This window comes from Bacillus pretiosus (assembly GCF_052947655.1).
This window is the reverse complement of record NZ_CM129593.1, coordinates 2,650,352-2,675,588: the sequence shown is the minus strand read 5'-3', so window position 1 is coordinate 2,675,588 and position 25,237 is coordinate 2,650,352. Positions and strand designations below refer to the sequence as shown.

The window sequence follows — 25,237 nt, the reverse complement described above, 5'->3', positions numbered from 1 at the left end:
TTGGTTATGTATTTTCTTTGCGTCTATTATACAAAATATAGTTTTACTAAAAAAGAATAAAGAAGCGCATTAAGATATTCAAATTATTAACATATTTGTGTCGTCTTTCTAGTTTTATTGAAAACGCTTTTATTCGGTTTTATAATAAAAGTATGTTTTTACAGATCTCCAAAATAATGAATAGGGAGATGATACAATGTTAGCTTCACCGTTTTACTTACATACATGGAAAAAGTTTATTGATGAAGGAGTCCTTGATTCGAACCGTATGAACGAAAGAATTTCAGAGTCATGGCATCGATGTAAACAAGCAAATGTGAATCCTCATATGAATAAAGGTCAGAAAATTTTGTCTTCTAATATTTTTCAAGATCAAAAGAAAAAGAGTGAAATCTTCCTTGATATAGCAATACCTCAATTACAAAATATGAGGAAAACCATTGATGAACTGCAAATGATGGCATTATTAATTGATCCAGACGGTTACGTTCTATCGTTAAGCGGAAATCAACAAACGTTAAAACGAGCAAAACATATTAACTTCATTGAGGGTGTGAAATGGACGGAAGCAGCTGTTGGTACAAATGCGATAGGAACCGCGTTACAGATTGAAGAGGCTATTATGATAAGTGGTACAGAGCATTATTCTGTCGCATCTCATAGCTGGAGTTGTGCGGCCGCTCCGATTCATAACGATGATGGGAAATTAATTGGTGTTCTAGATTTCTCCTGTCCAATTGAATTTTCACATCCGTATATGCTCGGGATGGTAACTTCAATTGCACATGCGATTGAACGTGAATGTAGTATTCGAGTGCATCAAAATGAACTACATTTAATCCATCGTTTTTTAGATGTAATTGACAGTGATGAACAAGTTGTCATTTGTAATCATCGTGATGTTATCGTTTCCGCAAGCAAAAAGGTTCGAGAACGTGTTTCTAATTGGTCACGAATGAAACTTGAAGATTTAATGCAACATGGATTGAAGCCTAAATTAGAAGTACCAGTATATAGTAATGATAGAATGATCGGGAAATGTATTTATGTACAGGAAAATAAACAAGGAAATTTATTTTCAGCTTCCCCATTTATAAACGGAATTACTTTCCCAGGAGTTATAGGGACAAGCAATGCATTTCAACATACTTTAGAAGAAATTAAGCTTGTATCTCCAACTGACGCTAGTGTATATGTTTGTGGTGAAACAGGTGTAGGGAAAGAATATGTAGCGAGAGCGATTCATGAAAATAGTCCAAGAAAAAATGGCCCTTTTATAGCTGTTAATTGTGGTTCGTTGCCGAAAGAATTAATGGAAAGTGAATTATTCGGTTATGCTGAAGGTGCGTTTACAGGTGCGCGGCGCCAAGGATATAAAGGGAAATTCGAACAAGCAGACGGTGGAACAATATTTTTAGATGAAATTGGTGAAGTGCCGCCGGAGATGCAAGTAGCATTATTGCGTGTTTTACAAGAACGAACAGTAACCCCGATTGGCAGTTCAAAAGAAGTACCAGTAAATATTCGTATTATTACAGCGACACATAAAGATTTACTGCGATTAGTAGAAGAAGGGAAATTCCGTCAAGATTTATATTATCGGTTACATGTTTATCCGCTATATGTTCCATCGTTAATAGAAAGAAAAGAGGATATTCCGTACTTCATACAAGATTTTTGTGAACGAAAGAATTGGAATGTTGTATTCCCAAAGAGTATTTGTAATCAATTTTCACAGCATACATGGCCCGGAAATATTCGGGAATTATTAAATGTATTAGAACGGATTTACATTTTGTCGCAAGGTCGCGAAATATGCGAAAAACAAATCTCTTTTTTATTACAAACAATGATGGGAAATCAACATCAACTTGCATTGCAAACAGAAAATAAAACAGAACATACATTAAATTTTCGTGAAAAAATACAGCGTGATAGTATGATTGAAGCGTTAGAAAAGACGAATGGAAATGTTTCATTAGCTGCAAAACTTTTAGATGTACCTCGAAGTACATTCTATAAGCGAATGCAAAAATATAAGCTATAAAGTAGATTTTTGTAATCTACTTTTTCTTTGTGAGCTCATGTTCTGTCGGAATGTGCGCTTACCGGGGAAATAATTGAATAGTTGAAAATTAATTTCCGAAAGGGGAACTTATGTGAAGTATATTGAAATTGGCATCGGAAATAGGTGGTTCGTTCGAACAGAAACTGAAAATAAAGATGGAACTGAATTTGAGGAAAGAGGAATTATAAAACCTATTTACTTTGAGTCTTTATATGTACGGATTTGGTTTCGGAAAACGTGTTTTATTTTTGATACGAAAGAAGGGTTTAAGAAAGTAAGAAAAAGTAGAGATGAGTATAAGTTTATTGTTGGGATTGTAAGTAGGTTAACACAATAGAATCAAATAGGGGGTGTTTTTATAATTAGAATTACCACATTTATACTCGCTATTATTGTAATGGGCTATTCTATTTACAGTTGGAATGATGATTCGAAGCAAAGTATGCTTATTTTGCAATTATTGTTAAGTTTTATGCTAGCTGGTATGGGGATACAAAACGTTAAGAAGGGGGAAAAAGGGAATAAGGATATGGGGCTGTTACTTTTACTTACATCGCTATTTTGTATTGCTGTATCGTTAATGAAATATTTAAAATAAGCTGTTACTTAACATGTTGAGTAACAGCTTATTTTTTGAAGTTTTCTCATTAAAAATAGTAGTTGCTGTTTGGTACATTTCTTTATCAATACAAAATCTTTCTGTTATCCAATAAGTAAGTTCAGAAGAGGTAAGGTTATGTTCTCTTTTCTTACCTTGGAAATATCGTTTTAAAACATTATCATTAATAGAAGTTGGAATACCATCGATATAACCGAATGTTTGAATCTTATTTAAAATAGGAGATGTACGCCAATTATTAGACTTAGTAATAAGTTCTTTCATACTTTCTAAATGTATTGGCTCTGTATGTAAGATTTTTGATGGACCTGGATCTCTAGTAATTTCAATACTATTATTTGAGACTTCATAAGTAAAAATTTCTCTTACATTACTTACTTGAAATGATTCATAAAATGCGTAAGCCTGAAATAAAGGCGCACAGTAACCAACATCGACATAATAAGGTTTGTCTAAGTTAACTCGTAAGCATAAATGTCCGGGGTCCATATACATATAATGAACATCAAAACCAAGATTTGATAATAGCCAATGGAATCCAATCGAGTGCGTCCAACAAGTACCGCCCAGACCTTTTGTTGTAATACGGTTTATGTATGTCTCAATGGAAGGAAAATAATGACCTGTTTCATTACCTTTTTCCCAGTAAATTATTTTAGTAAGAGTTTCCCACTTTACTTTTTCTTGATGAGCTTTAATAAGCTCATTCAAAAACTTTAAGCTAGTAGGCTGTTTTGTAGTATCTAAAAATGATAGAAATTCATTTACTAGTTTTTCTGACGACATTTTCTTCCCCTTTCTATATAGAAGTTAGTATTAAGAGTATTATACAATAAATATCAGAAAATAAAGTTATTAATGTAATGGGGGAGAATTATATGTCGATGTCGCTATATTATAATAAAATCCGGGAGCAATTAGGCCATAAACTAATTTTTGTGCCGAGTGTAGCTGCTGTTATAAAAAATGGGCAAGGAGATATTTTGTTTCAATATCCTGGCGGGGAATACTGGAGTTTGCCAGCTGGAGCAATTGAACTTGGGGAAACTCCAGAAGAAGCAGTAGTTCGGGAAGTTTGGGAAGAAACAGGATTGAAAGTGCAAGTAAAAAAACAAAAAGGAGTATTTGGAGGAGAAGAGTACCGCTATACATATCCGAATGGTGATGAAGTAGAATATATTGTTGTTGTGTTTGAGTGTGAAGTTACTAGTGGCAAGTTAAGATCAATAGATGGTGAATCTTTAAAACTACAATATTTCTCTTTATCTGAAAAGCCACCTTTAGCGTTACCATACCCAGATAAAATATTTTTATAAATGTAAAATAGCACACCTTATTTATTGAAGGTGTGCTATTTATATAACCCCGTCGTATACATTTCCGTCAATGTATGTACTATCTCTTCTAACTCTAATTTTTTATCATTTTTTACAATCGTCCAAAGAAACATCTCATTCATTGCGAACCAAGCACGTGCTACAATTTCTTTATTTAATTCAGGCGGTGCTAATCCACCTTCTTGAGAGTATGTAATATCCTGCGTAATACTGTTTATAAAGCGTTCCCGTATCTCGTCCCATTTTTGACGTATCTCTTTTGATAATCCAATTGCTTCCTGCACAACTTGTAATATAGCTCGTTCTTTTTCTGCTAGTTGTAGGAATGCTCTAACTTGATTTTGAATCATTTTATGTGCTTCTTCTTTCGTTTGAGGGGAAAAGGAGCGCTCAGCAATATCATAAAATTGATTCATGACATCTTCCATTAAAACGATAAGGAGATCATCTTTGTTTTTAAAGTATACATATGCCGTTCCATAACCAGTTTCTGCATGTTTAATAATTTGTGTAATAGTCGTTTTTTGAAATCCGTTACGTATAAAAATAGTGTAACCAGCGTGTAATAGTTTCTTCTTTGTTTCTAAGGAGCGGTGTTTTCTTGATGAAAGAGTACTGTTTTTCAAAGAACCACCTCTTTATACTGAAATATCTGAAAATATAACTGTATTGTAAAAGGAATTCATATATAAAGTCAACTGACATAATATCATTGACGTTATATCAACTAAGGTGATATATTTCAATTAGTTAGAATAAAAAGAAAATTAAAAGAAGGTGACACCATGTATAAAGAACCATTTCAACCGAATTATGAATATGCGCTTGAATGTGATAAACATGATGAACTGAAAGATTTTCAAACTGAATTCTATAAAAAAGAAGGAACGATATATTTAGATGGAAACTCATTAGGGCTACTTTCAAAAAGAGCAGAGAAATCATTACTTACGTTGCTCGATTCATGGAAGGAGTATGGAATTGACGGCTGGACTGAAGGAGAGTATCCGTGGTTTTTCCTTTCGGAGAAATTAGGTGAATTGACTGCGCCTCTTATTGGAGCTTTACCGGAAGAAACAATTGTAACCGGTTCCACAACGACGAATATTCACCAAGTAATTGCGACGTTTTATGAGCCGAAAGGAATACGTACAAAAATTCTTGCTGATGAATTAACATTTCCGTCAGATATATATGCACTTCAAAGTCAAATTCGTTTAAAGGGTCTAGATCCAGATGAGCATTTAGTAAGAGTGAAGAGCCGAGACGGTAGAACACTTTCTGAAGATGATATTATTCAAGCAATGACAGATGATATCGCGTTAATTTTATTGCCTTCTGTACTATATAGAAGTGGACAAATTCTTGATATGAAACGTTTAACAGCGGAAGCTCATGAGCGTGGTATTCATATTGGATTTGATTTATGTCATTCAATCGGTTCTATTCCGCATCATTTCAAAGAATGGGATGTTGATTTCGCCATTTGGTGTAATTATAAATATTTAAATGCAGGACCTGGTGGAGTTGCGGGCCTTTATGTAAATAAAAAGCATTTTAATAGACTTCCAGGATTATCAGGTTGGTTTAGTTCTAGAAAAGATAAGCAGTTTGATATGGAACATACATTAACAGCTGCTGATCATGCAGGTGCTTATCAAATTGGTACACCGCACGTATTAAGTACTGCACCTTTAATTGGTTCTCTTGAAATATTTAAAGATGCTGGTATAGAACGTTTACGTGAAAAATCGCTACATATTACAAGATACATGCTGGATTTAATTGATTATGAATTAAAAGATTACGGATTTACAATTGGAAATCCATTAGAGGATGAAAAACGAGGCGGGCACATTTATTTAGAACATGCAGAAGCAGCACGCATATGTAAAGCGTTAAAAGCAAATGGAGTTATCCCTGATTTCCGTGCACCTAATGGAGTAAGACTTGCGCCGGTCGCTTTATATAACACATACGAAGAAGTGTGGAAATCTGTACAAATATTAAAGAAAATTATGAAAGATGAAGAGTATAAGCAGTTTGAAAATAAGCGAGAGGTTGTGGCATAAGTATGAAAGCTTCAGAGTGGATTGATATTTCACAACCGCTAAATAATGATATTGCTACTTGGCCAGGTGATACACCGTTCTCGTATGAAGTTTCATGGTCAAAAGAAGAGAGTGGCTCAGTAAATGTCGGAAAGTTAACGATGAGTATTCATACAGGTACTCATATTGACGCACCGTTTCATTTTGATAATGATGGAAAGAAAGTAATAGATTTAGATGTTCAAGTTTATGTCGGTCCAGCGCGGATCATTGATGTTTCTAATCTTGAAAGCATTGGGAAAAAGGAATTAGAAACCTTTCATTTAGAAGGTATAGAACGCTTGTTGTTACGCACATCTTCACATGGTAAAGCGAATGAATTCCCGAATGTAATTCCGCATTTACGTGCTGATATCGCACCATTTCTTTCTGAAAAGGGAATTCGTTTAATTGGGGTAGATGTACCATCAGTAGATCCATTAGACGATAAAGAATTGGCAGCGCATCACCAATTGTTTAAACATGGTATACACATTTTAGAAAATGTCGTACTAGATCATGTAGCAGACGGCGATTATGAATTAATCGCATTACCACTTGCCTTAACAGATGCAGATGGAAGTCCAGTTCGAGCAGTTATTAGACCAATATAAGTAGAATTACATAAAAGGGGCGTTTGGCTAATATGAAAGAAAACGAAAAGGTAATTATGGAAAAAGGAATTCATACGGATTTTAAAGAGAATATGACGTACGGGGAGTATTTACAATTAGATAGTTTACTATCTTCTCAAAAGAGATTATCAGATCATCATGATGAAATGTTATTCATCGTGATTCACCAAGCAAGTGAACTTTGGATGAAGCTTATTTTACATGAGTTAAACGCAGCGATTGAATCTATTAAACAAGATAAATTACAACCAGCTTTTAAAATGTTAGCACGTGTATCAAAAATTCAGTCGCAAATTATTCAATCTTGGGATATTCTTGCGACATTAACACCATCAGAGTACATTGAGTTTCGTGACTCACTCGGTCAAGCTTCAGGTTTTCAATCGTATCAATATCGTATGATTGAGTATGCGCTTGGCTATAAAACGCCGCACGCATTAAAAATTTATGAAAAAGATCCAGAATTACACGCTCGACTTCATACAGCACTACACGCACCAAGTTTGTATGATGTGGCAATTCAAGCACTTGTAAAAGAAGGATTCCCTATTCATAAAGATGTGTTAAATCGTGATATTACGCAGCCTTATGAAGAAGACGCAACAGTAGAAGCAGCATGGATAGAAGTGTATGCCGATGTGAAAAAATATTGGAACTTATATCAGCTTGCTGAAAAATTAATTGATATCGAAGATTGGCTACAACAATGGCGTTTCCGTCATATGAAAACGGTAGAACGTATTATTGGTCATAAAATGGGAACAGGCGGATCTTCTGGTGTATCGTATTTAAAACGAGTACTTGATCAATGTTTCTTCCCAGAGCTTTGGAATGTTCGTACGAAATTATAAAAAACAAACCTGTCAGTTTATTACTGGCAGGTTTGTTTTTTATTTGAACACATTTATGTTTTAATTAAAGCTACAAGATATAATAAATAAGGTAATGATTTAATTGGAGGTAAAGTTTTGGATTTCAAGCAACTAGAAAATAAATTTGAAAAGAAAAAAGTAAATACATTTCTCGTTTATCAAAAAGGTGAGCTAACCAATGAATATTATAAAACGATAGAATGTGCAAGTAATTTATATAAAATAAACTCGATTACAAAAAGCATTGTATCTATATTAATTGGTATTGCAATTGATAAAGGATATATAAATGATATACATACACCGATTATAGAGTGGATTGAAAATGTATCTAATGAAAAGCGGGATTTGACTCTTTATCATTTATTAACGATGACTACAGGTGAGGATTGGAAAGAGTTCGGAAATGGAGTAGTGTTCCCAAATGATTTTGTAGAATCGGAAAACTGGGTGCAGTATATATTAGAAAAACCAATAATGGAAGAACCAGCTACAAAAATGAATTATAACTCAGGGTCTTCTCACTTGCTTAGCTATATTGTTCAAGAAGTTACCGGAATGTCGACAGAGCAGTTTGCGAAAAGATATTTATTTGATCCATTAGAAATTACCGAATATGAGTGGCAACAAGATCCGCAAGGCATACATGTCGGCGGTTTCGGTATGAAAATGAAATCTAAAGATTTATTAAAGCTCGGAATATTATGTTTGCAGAATGGATATTGGCAAGGGAATGAAATTGTATCATCGAAATGGTTAGAAGAATCTAGTAAAGCTCTATTTGAAACGTATGAACATGTGGGGGCTTATGGATATCACTGGTGGGTTTTGAATAACGAAAGATTTCACATACCGTATTGTATGTATTTTGCTATGGGATATGGCGGACAATACATCATTATCATTCCACAGTTAGAACTTGTTGCTGTAATAAGTAGTCATATGCCAAAACGTGGACTTGTTCCATTGAAATTGTTTATTGAGCATGTACAGGAGCATTATAAGTTTATATAAGAAGAGAGAATGTTTGAAAGGTGTAAATTTAGGAATGGATTATAGAAATGAAAGAACCCGCACTGTTTAAAATATAAACAGTACGGGTTCTTTCATTTTATCTACTCGTCTTCTGAAATGTCATCTTTATAAATTTATCTGTCTTCGTTTCAAATTCTACATCAACAAAAACACCATATTCTTTTCCATCTTCACGTAGCCACAATTTAAATTTTTCAACCGTTATTTGAACGGTTTTCGGTTTTCTACCTATATGAAGGTAATCAATAATCTCCGCTTTTGGGTATTGTTCTTTCGTCTTTTCTACAGCAAGTTTCCCCCATTTGGCATACGGAGGCTGCGCATGAACAATTGATGGGACAGTATATATATTTGAACATGTAGTTATGAACAAAATGACGAGTGCGATACGCTTTAACAATTTTTTCATGATGAACTCCTTTTATATTTTTTTATATTGTTTACATATTTTTTCAACGATATGAGTTTGGATTTTTTTGTCTTCTTTACATAAAAGCGAGGCTTTTACAAAACATAACCAAGAAATCATTTCCGTAATTAAGGAGGGAAAATCATGCGTCAAAAAGCTATTTTTAAAATAGCAATTTTACTTGCATTCATAGGACTATCTTTGATGGTAAGTAGTATACAACTAAAAAATGTTGAAGCTTTTTCTAATCAAGTCATTCAAAGAGGAGCATCTGGCGAAGATGTCATTGAACTGCAATCTCGTTTGAAATATAACGGATTTTATACGGGAAAAGTGGATGGTGTTTTCGGATGGGGTACATACTGGGCACTTCGAAATTTTCAAGAGAAATTCGGATTACCTGTTGATGGTTTAGCTGGAGCTAAAACGAAGCAAATGCTAGTAAAAGCAACGAAGTATGACAAGTCAACAGCTAATAAAGGAACGACAACGAATAAAGGAAATAGTGGTGGTACTGCACAAGAAAATAAACCATCTCAAAATAAAGGGACAAATGTTCCAAATGGTTATTCTCAAAATGACATTCAGCTTATGGCAAACGCAGTATATGGAGAATCTCGTGGTGAACCATACTTAGGGCAAGTTGCAGTAGCTGCGGTTATTTTGAATCGAGTTACAAGTGCATCATTCCCAAATACCGTTTCGGGTGTAATCTTTGAGCCAAGAGCATTTACAGCGGTAGCAGACGGACAAATATATTTAACGCCAAATGAAACAGCGAAAAAAGCTGTATTAGATGCAGTTAATGGATGGGATCCAACAGGAAATGCATTGTACTATTTCAATCCAGATACCGCAACAAGTAAATGGATTTGGACTCGTCCACAAATTAAAAAGATCGGGAAACATATTTTCTGTAAATAGAGCGGAGGTGGAACTATGTTACGAGGTATTATAATCGTATTATTAACAGTCGGTGTAGTTGGAACAGGATATTGGGGCTACAAAGAACATCAAGAGAAGAATGCAGTATTAATTCGAGCAGAAAATAGCTATCAACGTGCGTTTCATGATTTAGCATATGAGGTTGATTTATTGCACGACAAAATTGGAACAACGCTCGCGATGAATTCACGTGCATCTTTATCACCTGCATTAGCAGACGTATGGAGAATAACATCTGTAGCTCGTTCGGATGTAGGACAACTGCCTTTAACATTAATGCCTTTTAATAAAACGGAAGAATTTTTAGCAAATATCGGTGATTTTAGTTACCGTGCAGCCATTCGTGATTTAGAAAAAGAGCCGTTAAATGATCAAGAATACAAAACGTTGGAAACTTTATATTCAAATGCAGGCAATATACAAGATGAACTAAGAAAAGTACAACATCTTGTTTTGAAAAATAATTTACGCTGGATGGATGTTGAGATGGCACTCGCATCAAATCATGATCCTGCAGACAATACAATTATTGATGGATTAAAAACAGTAGAGAAAAACGTAACATCGTATTCGTCTACAAACTTCGGACCGACCTTTACTAGTGCGCAAAAAAATAAAAAAGGCGGATTTGAAGCAGAAGGAAAAGCAATTTCTAAAGATGAAGCGGCGAAAATCGCAAAATCATTTTTGAATTTAAAAGGAAATGAAAAAGTAGATGTTGAGAAAAGCGGAAAAGGTGCGAAAGAATCTTTCTATAGTGTGAAAATTAAAGATCCAGCAACGAATAATGAGTTTTATATGGATATTACCGGAAAAGGCGGATATCCAATTTGGGTTATGAATAACCGAGAAATTAAAGAACAGAAAATTAGTTTAAACGATGCAGGAAGTAAAGGTTTGAAATTTTTAAAGGACCACAAGTTTAATAATATGGAGCTTTTTGATAGCTCACAATATGATAACGTTGGTGTATTTACGTATGTAGTAAATGAGAATGGCGTACGAATTTATCCAGAAGCAATTCAAATGAAAATTGCTTTAGATGATGGTTCTATCGTTGGTTTTTCTGCAAAAGAATATTTAGCATCACACCAAAAACGAACAGTTCCCTCAGCAAAGCTAACTGCAGCAGAAGCAAGAAAGAAAATTAATCCAGATGTTAAAGTTATGGAAGAACGTAAAGCCGTAGTTGTAAATGATTTGCATAATGAAGTACTTTGCTATGAATTTGTAGGTACTTTAGGGAAAGATACGTACCAAATTTTCATTAATGCAAATAGCGGAGCAGAGGAAAAAGTGAAGAAAATGCAAGCTGTTGAAAAAATTTATGATTAAACTTTAATAGTAAAGTGGTGAGAATAATGAAGATCTTAATATATATGTTGATGCTTTGCTTTTTTATAACAGGATGCAGTATTGGAAAAAAGGACAATCCAAACGAAAAACCAGAGCAAAAAAATGTTTCGACGAAAAATGTTAATTATACAAACAAACCAAATAAGCCAAATGAAAAAGCGGCGGACCATTTAGCATCTTTAGCCGCAAGTGTGCCAGGTGTGAATGATGCAACAGCGGTAGTTGTGGGGAAATATGCTATTGTAGGTATTGATGTAAAAGCGAAACTCGATCGAACTCGCGTGGAGTCCATTAAATACTCTGTAGCAGAAAGTTTAAAAAACGATCCGGATGGTGCTAATGCAGTCGTTGTAGCGGATGTTGATACGTATGAACGACTCAAACAAATTGGAAAGCAAATTAAAAAAGGAAAAACAGGTGAAGGTATACTTGATGAGTTAGCAGCAATTGTTGGCCGAGTAATGCCACAAGTTCCAAATGACATGATTGAAAATCGAGAAACGAATCCAATTAAAGATAATGATAAACAATTACCAAAAGATGAAGAACAAGAACTAAGAAAAGAACAGAATGACCAATCAAATAATCATTTGAATAAATAAAGTTAACCCCGTACTTAATTGTACGGGGATTTTTCAATATAATATTTAATATTCAGTTTATTTTTAAGGGAATATATGGTTTAATTATGGTGGGAGGGACAACTGTTATGATGAAAAAAAGCGCATTAATAGTATGTAGTTTATGCTTAGGTTTCAGTATGACAGCGTGTGAACAGAAGAAAGAAGTAAAAAAACAAACAGCGACTTCTTCTACTGTGTTGGAAAGTGAGAAGAAAGAGTCTATCAATATAAATCATTTCTCGAATATAAATGAAGGAATGACTTATATTGAAGTGAAAGATGTAATTGGTTTTGATGGTAATTTACTTATAGAAGAAGGTGTAGAAGATTCTACACAAATTAAACAAATTTTTTCATGGAAGGGAAGCGATCCAACTTCATTAGTTGAAATTACCTTTTTAGATGGAAAAGTGCATTCAAAAGCGCAGCAAGGTTTAAGTTAATAAGTTGAAAAATGGGAGAGTTTAGCATGAACATACATACAGGGGAAATTCGATTAGTTCCGTATAAGGAGAAGTATAAAGAAGTTATACAAACATTTACTTTACCAAGTGAACAAGTTCAATTCACATCAGATCCAGGTGAATTATTGGAGAAAGCAAAAAGTGATCGAACAAAAAATGTGATTGTTATTTTAGATTACAATGGGGTACCTGTTGGTCTTTTCGCACTGCAAACAGGGGATAGAGTACAGGAGTTCACAGACAATCAAGATGCTTTACTTTTAACTTCGTTTTCTATAAATCACAATAGACAAAGAAAAGGATATGCTAAAAAATCATTGGCATTATTACAAGAGTTTGTAAAACGTTATTTCCCGATAAAAAATGAGGTTGTACTTGCTGTGAATGAAAAAAATATTCCTGCACAAAATTTATATGAAAAAGTCGGCTTCCAAGATAAAGGCTTTAGAAGAATGGGACCAATTGGTCAACAAATTATAATGCATTTACCTATCATGAAATAACGAGAAGAAAAACTTACTCTTGCATAACAAAGTAGTAAGTTTTTTATTTAGTACGATATATAATGTAGAATATATATATAAATGAAATAGAAATGAAGGAAATACAAAATGAATCAAGTTAGAAAATGGAATATTGTTGGAGGAAGGGTGATAAAAACCGGAATAGCAGTTTTTCTTACAGTTCTAGTTTGTGAATTTTTCAATATACCCACTATTTTTGCTGTCATCACGGCTATTGTAACGATTGAGCCAACTGCAACGGATTCTATAAAAAAAGGGCTAATTCGTTTTCCAGCTTCAACAATTGGATCGGCGTATGCAATGACTTTCACATTTTCCCTAGGTCATCAGGCTCTTTCTTATGCGTTAGCAGCGATGTTTACAATCGTTACATGTCAAAAACTAAAGTTACATGCGGGAACGTTAGTCGCAACATTAACTGCTGTTGCAATGATCCCTATTACGGCAGATCATTATTTCACTGCATTTTTAATTCGATTAGCTACTACATCTACTGGTATTATAGTATCTACTTTAGTGAATTTTTTCATTTTGCCACCACACTACCTTAAAACCATTTCGGGATGTACAGAGGAGCTATTTGTTAAAACAGCAAATATTATGGAGGAATGGCTTAATGCATTAATTGAAGGGAAAGTTATAAAGAAAGAGACAACTCATAATCTATCTAGTTTAAATTTATCATTACATAAAGCGGTACAATTTGTTCAATATGAGCAAAAAGATTGGAAATATCATCGACATACAAAGAAGGAAATGAGAAGCTTTTTAGCCATGCAGAAGCAACTCCATATATTGCAGCAAATTATTTACCATATAGATAATTTAGCTCGAGCACCAATTGAAACATGGGACTGGTCACAAAATAAAAAAGAGATATTACAGCGAACGGTTCATTCTGTAATTTCTATATTAAGAAATAATTGTAATGAAATAGATGAAGAACATTTTAAACTGATTGATGAATTAGACAAAAAATTTTGGGATTATAAAAATGATTTAGGACATTGTAAACCAAATCAATATCATCATCACTTTTCAAGCGAATCTATCATTTTGTTTGAGGTATTATCTATACATGATATGTTAGAGGAATTAAAACAAATATCCGAGAAATATGAGAGTGAAAATCAACTCAATTGTTCGGCTCATTTAAATGGGGAGGATTGATATGACAATTTATATTACATTACTAAGAGGAATCAATGTAGGCGGGCATAAGGTAATCAAAATGGCGGATTTAAAACAAATGTTTGAATCAATAGAGTTAAAACAAGTAAAAACATATATTCAAAGCGGTAATATCGTGTTCGAATCTGAAAATGATGTTGATTTTTTAAATAAACGAATACAATCGGAAATTAAAAACGTTTTTGGTTTTGATGTTCCAGTCATGTTAAGAACACATGAGGAATTTATAAATATGATAAAAAGATGCCCCTATGAAGCCGATTCATTGCTAGAAGGTGAAAGTATACATGTTGCTTTCTTAGCAAACGAACTTTCTGAAAAAGAAAAAGATCAGCTGCTTATGCAAAAAAATGAGACTGAAGATTGCTATATTCATGAAAAAGTTGTGTATTTATTTTTCAAAAATAGCATTCGAAATTCTAAATTAATGAACCAGTTTCAGAAGTTACATACACCAGCTACAGTAAGAAATTGGCGGACTGTGAATAAATTAAAAGCGATAGTTGAGGGTATATAAATATAAAAAGGTGAGATTTTCTGTATATAGAAAATCTCACCTTTTTATTTATATTGTTTTGCGACTATAAGTTCGACGATAGGATAAATAAAGTATGAAGAACAAAGGGCGATAAAAAGAGGAAGATTCTTTATTTCATCGAGTAATAGGAATGCAAATCCTTCTGATAATAGTAAAACAAAAAACATAAGACATATAAGTACAAAATAAGCAATTTTAAAACTTTTATATTGTATTTGCTGTCCCTTTTCATCTTGGCTTTCTTCCGATACTCCGTTTGGATCTCCCCACGTAATATGATTGATGAGGTAGCTAATTATTATTGCACTTGCGAAGATTGTTCCACCTAAAATCGCACCTTCAGAGATGTATTTATAGACTCCATGTATAAGTACTCCAAGTAACGATAAAACGATTGTTAGTAAAATGTAATTTTTGCGATTCATATTAGAAATGACACCTCCATAGTTGTAAAAAACTCTTTACATCTATAGTATAAAATTGGAAAAATTTTATGTCAAATACTTTTTACACAAATGGTGCAAGAACATGATATTTTGTTTTTATGATTAATAAAAAATTACATTACATTTGAATGTAAAAGAATGGGCTCGCATATATTTGGAAGGGATGTCAGATTAATTTAGGGGGTAGTTATGTCTATTCTATTAAAAGCTGGTGCTGATGCAGGAAATAACGGTTTGAAGTTAATGGTGAAAGGGCAAGACCCTATTTTTATTCCGAGTATATATTCTTTATATATAGGAGAGCCTACAGGATTGTTAGATGAGAGTGATGTTTCATTATCTGAATTAGAAAATCACATTGACGTGACCATTAGTTCTCCATCGCTAATGTTAAATAACGTGCGGTATATCGTTGGGGAAAAAGTCATTCAAGATCAATTAAAAGGCACTGAGGTTGAGAAGAAATCAAATAAGTCAACTGATGAGTTAATGGTTATTACAATTCTATCTGGTTTAGCAGTAAGTGCTATGCGTCAAAGTCCAACTTCTAGTCATATTAATATTCGTTATGATTTATCTGTTGCTCTTCCTATGCAGCTTATTACACAAGAAATAGCTGCGGAAAATGCGAAACGTTATATGGGCAATCATAAGGTTGTGTTCCATTATCCAAACGGACGTGATGTGACAATTAATATTTCAATCGAATATTGTAAATGCCTACCTGAGGGCGCTTCTGGTACGTGGGGCATTGTATATGATGAAGAAGGAAATGTAGTGAAACATAAAATAGAATGTGAACAAAATCAAGTTTCAGAAATTGATTTTGTTGATAAAACTTTATTGTCTTTTGATATTGGTGCAGGGACGACAGAAGAAGTAGTTTCACTAGGTGTGAACTTTAGACCACAACTAAGTAAGGGCTTATCATACGGTGTGAAAGAAACGTTACTACAAATTATTACAAGATGGAATCGGAAGTATCCAACAAAGACGATTGATAGTATTACAGAGTTTAACCAAATTTATTTAAATGAAAAGCACCCAAGAAATGCGTTACTAGTTGAAGAATCACAACCAGCATTATTAGGTTTAGCAGCGCGTGTCGCAACAGATATCATAAACAAAATTGATGACATGAAAGACGATCCATACGTATTTATTTATGGCGGGGGCGCAGTAATTATTAAAAACAGTTTAAAAATGATTTTAAAACAAAAAGGACGACTAACAAATGTAATCTTTGTAGATAATCCATTATTTACAAATGCACGTGGATTATTAGTCTACACTTGTTCGCCAAAATATAGAGAGCATAAGCAAAAAGAGTTAGGATTTACAAACTTAACGATAAGTTAGTTGGTGGAAGTATGCGATCTAGGCGATATAAACGTGGTGATCGAGTAAAAATCAATATTCATAAATCAGTATCACCTGAAATGATTGCATGGCTGAATAAACAATCAAACCCAACCAATTTCTTTTTCTTTGCAGCGCAGCAACTCTTTAAACAAGTAGGAGATATTGATGTGTCAAAAGCTATACCAAGTAGCCATGTTTTCTCATTATACGTGGAGCCATCATCTTTATTAAAGGTCGAAGTAAATCCCTTTAAAAACGTGCCACTAGAAGCTAATAAATCCACCGATAATATAAAAAAAAAATCATGGGAATCTGTTGATCAATTAGATTGTCCGTTTTTTTAAACATAGAAAAAATAAGTATTGCCCATCACTATACATACGGATACAGTGATGGGCTTTTTTACATGTAACGAATAGAAGGGGCACAAATTATGGTGTGCCCCTTCTATTCGTTATTTATCTATATTTTAGATGTATGTTCAATAACTGCATGAATGATGTCTTCCCAGTCATCAGGATGATTTTCATGTCCTGCGCCTTCAAGGGTTAGTAGGACTGAGTTAGGAATTTCATCAATAAGTGCGAGACCATGTTCAAAAGGGAGTGCAGTATCGTCTGTTCCGTGAATAACTAATGTAGGTGCTTGTATGGAGTGAAGCACACCTTCATAAGCATCATCACCTTGAAGTAAAGCGTGATTAAACATACTTAATAGATTGTTTGCGCGTTCTATTTCTTGTTTTACTTGATTATAGACTCTTTTTTCATCAAATGTTCGTTTGGACCCACATAATAGGCGAGATCCGGAAACTAAATATTTTGCTACAACATTTTTATTTGTCCAATCTAAATGCGTGCCATTTGCGTGATGTGTTAAAATTCTTTCGTCCATCGGAGGTAAATCGCGCGTGTTATCGTCAGAGCCTATCACACTTGTAGCCAGTAATGTTAACGTTAAAATTCTTTCGGGATGTTTTACAGCAGCAATTTGAGCGATCATTCCACCTAATGACATACCGAATAGATGTGCTTTATCAATATGATAAGCATCGAGGACCCCAATTGCATCTTCAGCCATATCTGTAACTGTATAATTGGAAGTTCCAGGCTCATATGTAACAGAGCATCCCACATCACGGTTATCAAAACGAATAACAAATTTCCCCGTGTTAGCTAACTGTTCACAAAACTCTTCATCCCAATAAACCATTGAACACGTAGCACCCATAATTAATAAAATAGCTGGGTTTTTAGGGTTCCCAAAGCTTTCTGTACATATATCAATCCCGTTTATTTTAAATATCTTTTCAGTCATAGAGTTCTCCCCATTTCTTTTGAATGTAATTGAAAATACAGTTTTGAGTGATTCTAAGGTGAGTGTACGTTTTCTTACGGAATTCATAACGCTTCTTACGTAATTACCCCCAAAAATAAGTTTATGATAATTCAAGGCAAAAAATTTTGAGAAATATTTGTATGTTATTAAAATAAATAGCAAGGAGGAATGGAAATGAAAGCAATTATTATAGATCAATATGGTAATGTTGAAGAATTAAAAGAAAGAGAAGTTATAAAACCAATTGTTAAAGGTAACGAGGTATTGATACGTATTCTCGCGACATCTGTTAATCCTGTTGATTGGAAAATAAGAAAAGGAGACTTACAAGAACAGTTGCGATTTTCATTTCCGATTATTTTAGGGTTGGATGTAGCTGGGGTTATTGAAGAAGTTGGGGAAGAGGTAGAGTGCTTCAAAGTAGGAGATAAAGTATTTACGAAACCTGAAAATATAGGGAAGGGCTCTTATGCTGAATTCATTACAGTAAAATCGGATTTAGTATCTTATATGCCTACTAATCTAAGTTTCGAAGAGGCAGCTTCTATTCCTCTTGCAGGACTTACAGCGTGGCAAAGTCTTGTAGATTACGCAAAAATAAAAGAACATGACCGAGTACTCATTCATGCTGGAGCTGGTGGAGTTGGAAGTTTGGCAATCCAAATCGCAAAATCATTTGGAGCTTTTGTTGCGACAACTGCAAGTAGTAAGAATGAAGAGTTTTTAAAGTCTTTAGGAGCAGATCTCGTTATTGATTATAAAAAAGATAAATTTGAAGAGTTACTATCAGATTTCGATATTGTATTAGATACAATAGGTGGCGAAGTACAAGAAAAAAGCTTTCAAATTATAAAATCTGGTGGTGTGTTAGTTTCGATTGTTCATGAGCCAATTCAAAAAGTAAAAGGGATAAAATCAGGGTTTTTATGGCTAAAACCAAACGGAAAGCAATTAGAAGCATTATCAAAATTAATTGTACACGGAAAAATAAAACCAATTATAAGTAAAGTTGTGCCGTTTAATGAAGAGGGGGTTAGAGAAGCTCATATTTTGAGTGAAGGTCAACATATTAGAGGTAAAATTGTAATGAAAGTCGGAGGATAATGAAAATAGTGGCTTGTAGAGAAAGTGAAGTTGAACTACAAAAAACGCAGAAAAAAATACTATCCAAAAAGTCACATTTTCATTTTGGATAGTATTTCTTATTGGATATGTAATGTTATTTCTATAATATACAGTTTCGTATTGTATCATGTAATTTCTCTAAACCAATCAACATATCTTTTTCACTTAACATCGAGTAGCTAATCCGTAATTGGTTATTACTTATATCTGTATTTAATAGACAAGCTGTTCCTGGTAAAAAAGAGACATCTACTTCATTTGCTTTTTGTAATAAGGTAAAGGGATCTATCGAATCAGGAAGTGTAATCCATAAATTAAAGCCACCATTTGGTATTTCAAATCGTAATTCTTTAAGTGGTGATAACATATCAATAGTTATATCACGTCTAATTTGTAAAGCCGTACGTAATTTTTCTAAATGATTTTTCATACGTTCTGCACGTAAAAAAGGAAGGAGTGCTTTTTGCGTTAATAAAGGACTACCGATATCCATTGAACCTTTTACAGCATATAACCATTCAAAAATAGGCCCATCGGCAATAAGAGATGCGATACGCAATCCTGGTGCTAACGTTTTACTAAATCCTTTTATATATATTACATGACCATTCGTATCAAAATTTTTGATAGGAGAGGAAATAGTAGCACCCTCAAAATATATTTCTCCGAAAGAATCATCTTCAATTATAAAAAACTCATATAGCTCTGCTAGTTCTATAAGTTCCATTCGCCGTTCATTACTCATTACTGTACCTGTCGGGTTCTGGAAAGTTGGATTCGTATACAATAATACGGGATTTTTACTTTGACAAATATCATCGATTAAGTCGGAGCGAACTCCATGATTATCAAGAGAAACTGGTATAATTTTAGCACCTTTATTGATGAAAATATCAAGCGCAGCACTGTAACAAGGACTTTCCACTAATACAATATCACCAGGTTTTAATAATGTTTGAGCAATTAAATCAATTCCTTGTTGTGCTCCGCTTGTAATTAATAATTTAGATGGATCGGTCACTAAATTCTGGTGTTCACTTAAGTAATTTGCTATTTCAACTCGCAGTTCATAATCACCCTGTACTGGCCCATAAGTTGCTAGGATCATCTGGTCTTTATGAAGTATTTTATGCATTTCGTCTGCTAAGAATGGATTTGGCAATAAACGAGGATACAAAATCGCTTGTGAAAAATCGTAATATTTTCGGTGCTGATTCATTGCATATTGAGATCGCATAACATTAATCGTTTTCGTTTGTTGCCATTTGTACGGAATTGGTTTGAAATCTTTCTTTACATGTTTATGTATATAAGCACCTTTTCCTTGCTCAATGCGTATATATTCTTTCTTTTCTAATTGCTTGTATGCTTTACGAACAGTTAATAGGCTAATCTGCAAATCTTCGGCCATAGAGCGTAAAGATGGAAGGAGGTCACCATGCGCAAGCATGCCACTTTGTACTCTTTCAACGATTTGCATATATATTTGTTGGTAATACGGTATGTTGGATTCTTTACGAAGGACAATCTTCATGGTTTCACCTTTTTCGTTTTTATTTTATTAAAGCGAAAAATATAAAGAGAATCAACTACAATTTTAAGTAACTGTTATATACATAGATACACTGTTATACACCATACCTTCTATACTCATGTTAAGAGTAAAAAGGAGGAAGAAAAATGGTCATTTTCAATTATATTTTAGTATGTATTATTTTCGGAACAACATTTTTAACGATAAAAATCGGAATTGAAGCAGGAGCGCCCCCATTATTTTCAGCAGGAATTCGTTTCTTTTTAGCAGGCGTCATTCTGATGATTATATTTAAGTTAAAGCGAAAGGAAATTATGCCACATGTATTTTCAAAACGTATTATATATGCTGGTTTTTGCTTAACGTTTATGACATTTGCTACATTGTACTGGGCGGAACAATATATTTCTTCAGGATTAGCTGCTGTACTTTCTGCTACGGGGCCGATGATGATTTTATTATTACAGGCAAAGAGAAATAAGGAAAAATTACAAAAAGAGCAACTTTTTGCTTTAATTATCGCACTAATAGGTGTTGTTTTTGTTTCTTTACCAGGAACGCACCAAGAAGTAAGTCTCATATGGAGTATCGCTTGTTTTGTTTTAATAATAGGAGAGTTATTTTACGGAATAGGCTCTATTCGCTCAAAAGAAATACTTTCGGATTTACAAAGTGTATCACCATTTCTCATTAATGGTATTCAAATGTTTTACGGAGGGGTATTATTACTAATCGCATCCGTCATAGTAGAACAACCGAATGTATCTGTATTAGCTTCATGGAGTGTACAGTGGCCTATTTTATATCTTATCTTTATCGGATCAATTGGTGGGCACGGATTATATTATTGGCTCTTATCAAAAACAAATCCTGTATTCCCGTCAACGTGGTTATATGTATCACCGTTAATTGCTATTATTGTAGGATATATCATATTAGGAGAACCTTTAAACCCTACAATGGGAATAGGTGCTTGTTTTATTTTGGTTGGTGTATTTTTAGCTAATCGATCCACACTCCGAAGCTATTTCAAACAAGGGAAATTATTTGAGAAGGAAATGTAGTTGTATAAAGAAGCAGCCCTGTATATAACAGGGCTGCTTGAATTTTATTCATGATACGGATTGACTTTATTTATTGGAAAGGCGTAATATTATTAAGCTATATGAAAGAGAACTATAAAAAGAGGGGAGTTATTATGAAAATGAATTGGACTGAAGTAAAGGAAAAAATTCGACCGCAAATTTCAAAACCATCATATGAAACTTGGTTTACTAATACTACTGTTTATTTAGAGGATGATATATTAACAATTTATTGTCCAAATGAATTTGCTCGTGACTGGTTAGAATCTCACTACAAAGAATTAGTATTTCATACATTAAGAGAAATGTTTAATACGACGTTTGAAATTCAGTTTGATCTATGTAATGACGAACCATCAAAGTTGAAAGATGTTCCAAAAGAAAGGCTAAATAGCTGGGATGAAGTAAAGAAAGCGTTAAGGCCAAAATTAGCAGAGAAAACATTTATAACCTGGGTTAGAAATACAAATGCTACTATAGAAGATAATACATTAATAATCTTTTGTGAGGATGCGTTTCATCGTGATTTGCTTGAAGGTGAGTATAAAAATATAATTTCAAGTACCGTACAGAAACTTACTAATGAAGAATATCAAATTTGGTTCGAAATAGAATCAAAAACCACTCCTATCACACATATTCATCATATGCAAAATAATCCACTCACTTCCGGACAAGAAGAACCCAATACAATTTGGAATGAAATAAAAGGTAAAATGCAATTAATAATTTCAAGACCTTCATATGAAACATGGGTTAAAGAAACGACAGCCAGAATAAATGAAAATTCATTAATCATTTATTTTGAAAACGAATTCCAACAAGGATGGGTTGAAAAGTCTTATAAAGATTTAATTGCGGAAATAGCTAAAGAGTTAACTGGAAATACATATGAACTTCAATTTGAATTAGAATCAAATAAAGATGCAACCAGTAGTGGTGAAAAATCAAAATCACCTACTGAAAATACTATTTTTGAATTATGGGAGCAGTTCAAATCTTCCAATGATGAGTTAAAATATAATAATGTAGAGGATAGCGAAAAACGCATCCAAGCATTAGATGAAAAAATTGTGAACTTAGAAAAAGTGATTGATACATTAGAGGTAAAATTAGAGGTAGTAGAATCAAAAACACAGTTGGAAAAATAACCAACTGTGTTTTTTACTTAATTTACTTTTTTTATAAACCCTTTATAATGACGTTTCACAAGCTGACTTTCTAACGTCTTCATTGTTTCAAGTGCTACACCGACGATGATAAGTAAGCTTGTACCACCAATTTGTGCAGAAGGTGGTAATGTAGCAATTTTTGTGAATACGAGCGGTAAAATTGAAATGGCACCTAAGAAAATTGCACCGATAAATGTTAAACGGTATAAAATTTTCGTTACATATTGTTCTGTTGATTTACCAGGACGAATACCAGGCACATAGCCATTTTGTTTTTTCAAATTCTCAGCCATTTGTTCAGGGTTTACTTGAATAAATGCGTAGAAGTATGTGAAAGCAACGATCAGACCGACATAAAGCGTCATTCCAAGTGGATGTGCGAAATCAAGATTTGCAACTAACCATTGCGATACGCTTGAATCAGGGAAGAGCTGCGCAATTGTACGCGGCGTCATTAAAAATGCGGAAGCAAAGATAACTGGAATTACACCAGCACTATTTACTTTAAGAGGTAAATGAGTGTTTTTTGCTCCTTGATATTGATTGTTTCCTGAAACAGCTTTTGCATATTGAATCGGTATTTTACGCACAGCTTGTTGAATGTAAATAACACCAACAACTATCGCTAAAATTACGAGACCAATTAAGACCATCTTTATGATGTGCATGAATAATTGATCGCCTGCATTTTGAAATTGTTGCAAATAAATTTGATTCGCAACATTTGGAATCGCCGCAACAAGTCCTGCGAAGATAATCATCGAAATACCGTTACCAACGCCATTAGCGGTAATTTGTTCACCTAACCAAAGTAAAAATGCAGTACCTGCAGTTAAAACTGTCGCAATAAATAAGTATGTAGTCCAGCTTTGATCTGTAATTAATTGTCCACCTGCTATATTATTAAAACCATAAGACATCCCAATGGCTTGTATGAATGCGAGAATGATTGTAAAGTATCGAGTGAATTGAGCTGATTTCTTTCGGCCCATTTCTCCTTGCTTTGCCCATTCCGAAAATTTAGGTATAACGTCCATTTGTAGTAATTGTACTATGATGGAAGCTGTAATATATGGTGTAATACCTACAGCAAAGATTGAGAAGTGTTGCAGTGCTCCTCCGCCAAATACGTTTAGCATACCTAAAACGTTAGCTTGATCTTGTACTTTTAATACCTCTGCGTTAGTATGAGGAACTGGAATAAACGTGCCAATTCGAAAAACAATTAGCATTGCTAGTGTAAAAAGAATTTTGTTTCTTATCTCAGCTACTCTCATGAAATTTGAAATCGTACGAAACATTATGTCGCCTCCTATATTTTTATCAGTTCAAAACTGATGATTATATCCCGATGAAGTAACCACAAACCTCCTTCCGCATTAAATTCATTTGACAAATGGAATTTTATACATTTTGTAGTTTTCTCGGATATAAAAATATAAGGTGTTTTTTAGCGACCAATAAGCTTTTCGTAATCATTCAATACACATAATATATCGAATAAATTAACAAATGTACATACATACGCATGAAAAATGAATGAATAGGGGCATTTTTTACATTTATTTAATGCTAGATTGATAATTAGGAACGTTTTATGTAGTTGTATTGAAAGGATTCGGTGGAAAGTATTATGGTGTAGCTGCAGCACATGATAACCTCAAGGAAACCTTCAAGGATGTTGAGAAAACTCATATATTTAGTCGTGAATTAGAGAAAAAGTAGTGAAGGAAAATCTTTCTTCTATAGAGAATATTTCTAACGCAGGAATCTAAGTATATAGGTTCTAATGAAAGGAGAATTCACATGAATACATTTGTAAAGGACAAGTTTTATGAAACGAGAAATCAATTATTTGAGGAAATTACTTTGTTAAGTGATACTCAATTTAATAGAAAACCAGATAAGGATAAATGGAGTATAGCACAAGTTTGTCATCACTTAGTTTTATTAGATGAGAGAGTTATAACGGTTATTTCGTCAGGATTAAAAAAGATGGATAGTTTCCAAAATGAGCGTAAAGAAATTCATACTATTGTATTAGATAGATCAATAAAATTTATAGCACCAGAAATGATTGAACCAAGTATAGAACCATTTGAAGTGCTGCAAATGGTTGATTTGTTAAACGACTCTAGAAAAGCATTGATGCGTTTTCTGAGTACAATAGAAGATGAATCTAAATTGGCAAAAAAATCAGTGATGCATCCAGCTCTTGGAGAATTACTTCTTGATCAGTGGATAGAATTAATCTATTTGCATGAACAACGTCATATAGAACAAATCAAAGAGGTAAAATTGCTTTGTGAAGTTGAAAAGTAAAAATTATTATCTATTTATTGAGCGATTTAGGAAAGCATCAAGGGTTCGAGTGATAAAATATAAGTCCTGATAAGCAGAAGAAAATACGAAACTAGCAGATCTTACTCTTGAATAGGAAACGAATATTCGAAAAAAAACTGAATCCGA

Annotated in this window: 28 protein-coding genes; 21 read left to right on the top strand and 7 right to left on the bottom strand. The window is 33.6% G+C overall.

Going from position 1 to position 25,237, the window contains the following annotated elements; genetic code table 11:
• Positions 1-196 precede the first annotated feature (196 nt).
• The 3 genes from ACU8YW_RS13640 to ACU8YW_RS13630 all read left to right on the top strand — a co-directional run bounded on the left by ACU8YW_RS13640 (position 197) and on the right by ACU8YW_RS13630 (position 2,666).
• A complete protein-coding gene (locus ACU8YW_RS13640; protein WP_426934264.1) occupies positions 197-2,047 on the top strand; it encodes a sigma-54-dependent Fis family transcriptional regulator in 1,851 nt (616 codons plus the stop codon).
• Positions 2,048-2,159: 112 nt separating this feature from the next.
• Positions 2,160-2,405 (top strand): DUF3977 family protein, encoded by a 246-nt coding sequence (locus tag ACU8YW_RS13635; protein WP_426934265.1) that lies wholly within the window; start codon positions 2,160-2,162, stop codon positions 2,403-2,405.
• Positions 2,406-2,426: 21 nt separating this feature from the next.
• On the top strand, positions 2,427-2,666 hold the full coding sequence (locus ACU8YW_RS13630; protein ID WP_060486740.1) for a DUF3953 domain-containing protein: 240 nt from the start codon (positions 2,427-2,429) through the stop codon (positions 2,664-2,666).
• On the opposite strand, the gene ACU8YW_RS13625 is transcribed toward ACU8YW_RS13630, so the two are convergent.
• Entirely contained in the window at positions 2,658-3,473 is an 816-nt protein-coding gene (locus tag ACU8YW_RS13625; protein ID WP_088122310.1) for an arylamine N-acetyltransferase, read from the bottom strand. The two genes, ACU8YW_RS13630 and ACU8YW_RS13625, sit on opposite strands and share 9 nt — an antisense overlap.
• A 92-nt stretch (positions 3,474-3,565) precedes the next feature.
• Here ACU8YW_RS13625 and ACU8YW_RS13620 point away from each other — a divergent pair, with 92 nt between their 5' ends.
• Positions 3,566-4,003, top strand: coding sequence for an NUDIX hydrolase (locus ACU8YW_RS13620; RefSeq protein WP_060486742.1), 438 nt, complete (start codon positions 3,566-3,568; stop codon positions 4,001-4,003).
• Positions 4,004-4,038: 35 nt separating this feature from the next.
• On the opposite strand, the gene ACU8YW_RS13615 is transcribed toward ACU8YW_RS13620, so the two are convergent.
• Complete coding sequence (locus ACU8YW_RS13615; RefSeq protein WP_426934266.1) at positions 4,039-4,650, bottom strand: TetR/AcrR family transcriptional regulator; 612 nt, start codon at positions 4,648-4,650, stop codon at positions 4,039-4,041.
• A gap of 159 nt (positions 4,651-4,809) precedes the next feature.
• Between ACU8YW_RS13615 and kynU the strand changes: the two genes are divergently transcribed.
• From kynU to ACU8YW_RS13595, 4 genes are all read left to right on the top strand, one after another.
• Positions 4,810-6,096: a kynureninase gene (kynU, locus tag ACU8YW_RS13610; protein ID WP_149212824.1), complete on the top strand. Its 1,287-nt coding sequence runs from the start codon at positions 4,810-4,812 to the stop codon at positions 6,094-6,096.
• Positions 6,097-6,098: 2 nt separating this feature from the next.
• The gene (gene kynB / locus ACU8YW_RS13605) at positions 6,099-6,728 is read left to right on the top strand and encodes an arylformamidase (RefSeq protein WP_088608810.1); all 630 of its coding nucleotides are present in this window, start codon (positions 6,099-6,101) and stop codon (positions 6,726-6,728) included.
• A gap of 32 nt (positions 6,729-6,760) precedes the next feature.
• Positions 6,761-7,600 carry a tryptophan 2,3-dioxygenase gene (kynA, locus tag ACU8YW_RS13600; RefSeq protein WP_087983895.1) on the top strand — a complete coding sequence of 280 codons (840 nt, stop codon included), beginning with the start codon at positions 6,761-6,763 and terminating at the stop codon, positions 7,598-7,600.
• Between the two features lie 117 nt (positions 7,601-7,717).
• The gene (locus ACU8YW_RS13595) at positions 7,718-8,635 is read left to right on the top strand and encodes a serine hydrolase domain-containing protein (protein WP_426934267.1); all 918 of its coding nucleotides are present in this window, start codon (positions 7,718-7,720) and stop codon (positions 8,633-8,635) included.
• A gap of 97 nt (positions 8,636-8,732) precedes the next feature.
• On the opposite strand, the gene ACU8YW_RS13590 is transcribed toward ACU8YW_RS13595, so the two are convergent.
• Positions 8,733-9,065, bottom strand: a complete 333-nt coding sequence (locus ACU8YW_RS13590; protein ID WP_048547304.1) for a DUF3889 domain-containing protein — start codon at positions 9,063-9,065, stop codon at positions 8,733-8,735.
• 144 nt (positions 9,066-9,209) lie between these two features.
• Between ACU8YW_RS13590 and sleB the strand changes: the two genes are divergently transcribed.
• The 7 genes from sleB (at position 9,210) to ACU8YW_RS13555 (ending at position 14,685) form a co-directional block, all read left to right on the top strand.
• Positions 9,210-9,989, top strand: a complete 780-nt coding sequence (gene sleB / locus ACU8YW_RS13585) for a spore cortex-lytic enzyme (RefSeq protein WP_048547302.1) — start codon at positions 9,210-9,212, stop codon at positions 9,987-9,989.
• A gap of 15 nt (positions 9,990-10,004) precedes the next feature.
• Positions 10,005-11,345 (top strand): germination protein YpeB, encoded by a 1,341-nt coding sequence (gene ypeB, locus ACU8YW_RS13580; RefSeq protein ID WP_088063660.1) that lies wholly within the window; start codon positions 10,005-10,007, stop codon positions 11,343-11,345.
• A 26-nt stretch (positions 11,346-11,371) separates the two neighbouring features.
• Positions 11,372-11,968, top strand: a complete 597-nt coding sequence (locus ACU8YW_RS13575) for a YhcN/YlaJ family sporulation lipoprotein (RefSeq protein ID WP_048547299.1) — start codon at positions 11,372-11,374, stop codon at positions 11,966-11,968.
• Positions 11,969-12,075: 107 nt separating this feature from the next.
• Positions 12,076-12,432, top strand: coding sequence for a hypothetical protein (locus ACU8YW_RS13570; protein ID WP_048547297.1), 357 nt, complete (start codon positions 12,076-12,078; stop codon positions 12,430-12,432).
• A 26-nt stretch (positions 12,433-12,458) separates the two neighbouring features.
• Positions 12,459-12,956, top strand: a complete 498-nt coding sequence (locus ACU8YW_RS13565) for a GNAT family N-acetyltransferase (RefSeq protein WP_340439063.1) — start codon at positions 12,459-12,461, stop codon at positions 12,954-12,956.
• Positions 12,957-13,064: 108 nt separating this feature from the next.
• Positions 13,065-14,147, top strand: a complete 1,083-nt coding sequence (locus ACU8YW_RS13560; RefSeq protein ID WP_088063658.1) for an aromatic acid exporter family protein — start codon at positions 13,065-13,067, stop codon at positions 14,145-14,147.
• A gap of 1 nt (position 14,148) precedes the next feature.
• Complete coding sequence (locus ACU8YW_RS13555) at positions 14,149-14,685, top strand: DUF1697 domain-containing protein (RefSeq protein ID WP_087983901.1); 537 nt, start codon at positions 14,149-14,151, stop codon at positions 14,683-14,685.
• 44 nt (positions 14,686-14,729) lie between these two features.
• On the opposite strand, the gene ACU8YW_RS13550 is transcribed toward ACU8YW_RS13555, so the two are convergent.
• On the bottom strand, positions 14,730-15,131 hold the full coding sequence (locus ACU8YW_RS13550) for a hypothetical protein (protein ID WP_426934268.1): 402 nt from the start codon (positions 15,129-15,131) through the stop codon (positions 14,730-14,732).
• A 210-nt stretch (positions 15,132-15,341) separates the two neighbouring features.
• On the opposite strand from ACU8YW_RS13550, the gene ACU8YW_RS13545 reads away from it, so the two are divergent.
• Together ACU8YW_RS13545 and ACU8YW_RS13540 are read left to right on the top strand one after the other, a co-directional pair.
• A complete protein-coding gene (locus ACU8YW_RS13545; protein WP_000025617.1) occupies positions 15,342-16,511 on the top strand; it encodes a ParM/StbA family protein in 1,170 nt (389 codons plus the stop codon).
• 11 nt (positions 16,512-16,522) lie between these two features.
• Positions 16,523-16,858: a hypothetical protein gene (locus ACU8YW_RS13540; protein WP_001257747.1), complete on the top strand. Its 336-nt coding sequence runs from the start codon at positions 16,523-16,525 to the stop codon at positions 16,856-16,858.
• A gap of 118 nt (positions 16,859-16,976) precedes the next feature.
• Here ACU8YW_RS13540 and mleBCA read toward each other — a convergent pair whose 3' ends face one another.
• Positions 16,977-17,831 carry a BCA family alpha/beta fold macrolide esterase gene (gene mleBCA, locus ACU8YW_RS13535; protein WP_088608800.1) on the bottom strand — a complete coding sequence of 285 codons (855 nt, stop codon included), beginning with the start codon at positions 17,829-17,831 and terminating at the stop codon, positions 16,977-16,979.
• A gap of 195 nt (positions 17,832-18,026) precedes the next feature.
• Here mleBCA and ACU8YW_RS13530 point away from each other — a divergent pair, with 195 nt between their 5' ends.
• On the top strand, positions 18,027-18,956 hold the full coding sequence (locus tag ACU8YW_RS13530; RefSeq protein WP_426934269.1) for an NADP-dependent oxidoreductase: 930 nt from the start codon (positions 18,027-18,029) through the stop codon (positions 18,954-18,956).
• A 121-nt stretch (positions 18,957-19,077) separates the two neighbouring features.
• Here the strand turns inward: ACU8YW_RS13530 and pdxR are convergent, their stop codons facing one another.
• Entirely contained in the window at positions 19,078-20,511 is a 1,434-nt protein-coding gene (gene pdxR, locus ACU8YW_RS13525; RefSeq protein ID WP_426934270.1) for a MocR-like pyridoxine biosynthesis transcription factor PdxR, read from the bottom strand.
• Positions 20,512-20,657: 146 nt separating this feature from the next.
• Between pdxR and ACU8YW_RS13520 the strand changes: the two genes are divergently transcribed.
• Both ACU8YW_RS13520 and ACU8YW_RS13515 read left to right on the top strand, forming a co-directional pair.
• Positions 20,658-21,575: a DMT family transporter gene (locus ACU8YW_RS13520; RefSeq protein WP_060486758.1), complete on the top strand. Its 918-nt coding sequence runs from the start codon at positions 20,658-20,660 to the stop codon at positions 21,573-21,575.
• Positions 21,576-21,709: 134 nt separating this feature from the next.
• Complete coding sequence (locus ACU8YW_RS13515; RefSeq protein ID WP_426934271.1) at positions 21,710-22,747, top strand: DnaA N-terminal domain-containing protein; 1,038 nt, start codon at positions 21,710-21,712, stop codon at positions 22,745-22,747.
• A gap of 17 nt (positions 22,748-22,764) precedes the next feature.
• Here ACU8YW_RS13515 and secY read toward each other — a convergent pair whose 3' ends face one another.
• Complete coding sequence (gene secY, locus ACU8YW_RS13510) at positions 22,765-24,069, bottom strand: preprotein translocase subunit SecY (protein WP_048547274.1); 1,305 nt, start codon at positions 24,067-24,069, stop codon at positions 22,765-22,767.
• A gap of 505 nt (positions 24,070-24,574) precedes the next feature.
• Here secY and ACU8YW_RS13505 point away from each other — a divergent pair.
• A complete protein-coding gene (locus ACU8YW_RS13505; RefSeq protein ID WP_098089966.1) occupies positions 24,575-25,090 on the top strand; it encodes a DinB family protein in 516 nt (171 codons plus the stop codon).
• Positions 25,091-25,237: the final 147 nt, after the last annotated feature.

Coding starts and splice junctions, on each gene's coding strand:
- ACU8YW_RS13640 (WP_426934264.1), top strand. CDS start 197: ATGTTAGCTTCACCGTTTTACTTACATACATGGAAAAAGTTTATTGAT.
- ACU8YW_RS13625 (WP_088122310.1), bottom strand. CDS start 3,473: ATGTCGTCAGAAAAACTAGTAAATGAATTTCTATCATTTTTAGATACT.
- ACU8YW_RS13620 (WP_060486742.1), top strand. CDS start 3,566: ATGTCGATGTCGCTATATTATAATAAAATCCGGGAGCAATTAGGCCAT.
- kynU (WP_149212824.1), top strand. CDS start 4,810: ATGTATAAAGAACCATTTCAACCGAATTATGAATATGCGCTTGAATGT.
- kynB (WP_088608810.1), top strand. CDS start 6,099: ATGAAAGCTTCAGAGTGGATTGATATTTCACAACCGCTAAATAATGAT.
- kynA (WP_087983895.1), top strand. CDS start 6,761: ATGAAAGAAAACGAAAAGGTAATTATGGAAAAAGGAATTCATACGGAT.
- ACU8YW_RS13590 (WP_048547304.1), bottom strand. CDS start 9,065: ATGAAAAAATTGTTAAAGCGTATCGCACTCGTCATTTTGTTCATAACT.
- sleB (WP_048547302.1), top strand. CDS start 9,210: ATGCGTCAAAAAGCTATTTTTAAAATAGCAATTTTACTTGCATTCATA.
- ypeB (WP_088063660.1), top strand. CDS start 10,005: ATGTTACGAGGTATTATAATCGTATTATTAACAGTCGGTGTAGTTGGA.
- ACU8YW_RS13575 (WP_048547299.1), top strand. CDS start 11,372: ATGAAGATCTTAATATATATGTTGATGCTTTGCTTTTTTATAACAGGA.
- ACU8YW_RS13570 (WP_048547297.1), top strand. CDS start 12,076: ATGATGAAAAAAAGCGCATTAATAGTATGTAGTTTATGCTTAGGTTTC.
- ACU8YW_RS13565 (WP_340439063.1), top strand. CDS start 12,459: ATGAACATACATACAGGGGAAATTCGATTAGTTCCGTATAAGGAGAAG.
- ACU8YW_RS13560 (WP_088063658.1), top strand. CDS start 13,065: ATGAATCAAGTTAGAAAATGGAATATTGTTGGAGGAAGGGTGATAAAA.
- ACU8YW_RS13555 (WP_087983901.1), top strand. CDS start 14,149: ATGACAATTTATATTACATTACTAAGAGGAATCAATGTAGGCGGGCAT.
- ACU8YW_RS13550 (WP_426934268.1), bottom strand. CDS start 15,131: ATGAATCGCAAAAATTACATTTTACTAACAATCGTTTTATCGTTACTT.
- ACU8YW_RS13545 (WP_000025617.1), top strand. CDS start 15,342: ATGTCTATTCTATTAAAAGCTGGTGCTGATGCAGGAAATAACGGTTTG.
- ACU8YW_RS13540 (WP_001257747.1), top strand. CDS start 16,523: ATGCGATCTAGGCGATATAAACGTGGTGATCGAGTAAAAATCAATATT.
- mleBCA (WP_088608800.1), bottom strand. CDS start 17,831: ATGACTGAAAAGATATTTAAAATAAACGGGATTGATATATGTACAGAA.
- ACU8YW_RS13530 (WP_426934269.1), top strand. CDS start 18,027: ATGAAAGCAATTATTATAGATCAATATGGTAATGTTGAAGAATTAAAA.
- pdxR (WP_426934270.1), bottom strand. CDS start 20,511: ATGAAGATTGTCCTTCGTAAAGAATCCAACATACCGTATTACCAACAA.
- ACU8YW_RS13520 (WP_060486758.1), top strand. CDS start 20,658: ATGGTCATTTTCAATTATATTTTAGTATGTATTATTTTCGGAACAACA.
- ACU8YW_RS13515 (WP_426934271.1), top strand. CDS start 21,710: ATGAAAATGAATTGGACTGAAGTAAAGGAAAAAATTCGACCGCAAATT.
- secY (WP_048547274.1), bottom strand. CDS start 24,069: ATGTTTCGTACGATTTCAAATTTCATGAGAGTAGCTGAGATAAGAAAC.
- ACU8YW_RS13505 (WP_098089966.1), top strand. CDS start 24,575: ATGAATACATTTGTAAAGGACAAGTTTTATGAAACGAGAAATCAATTA.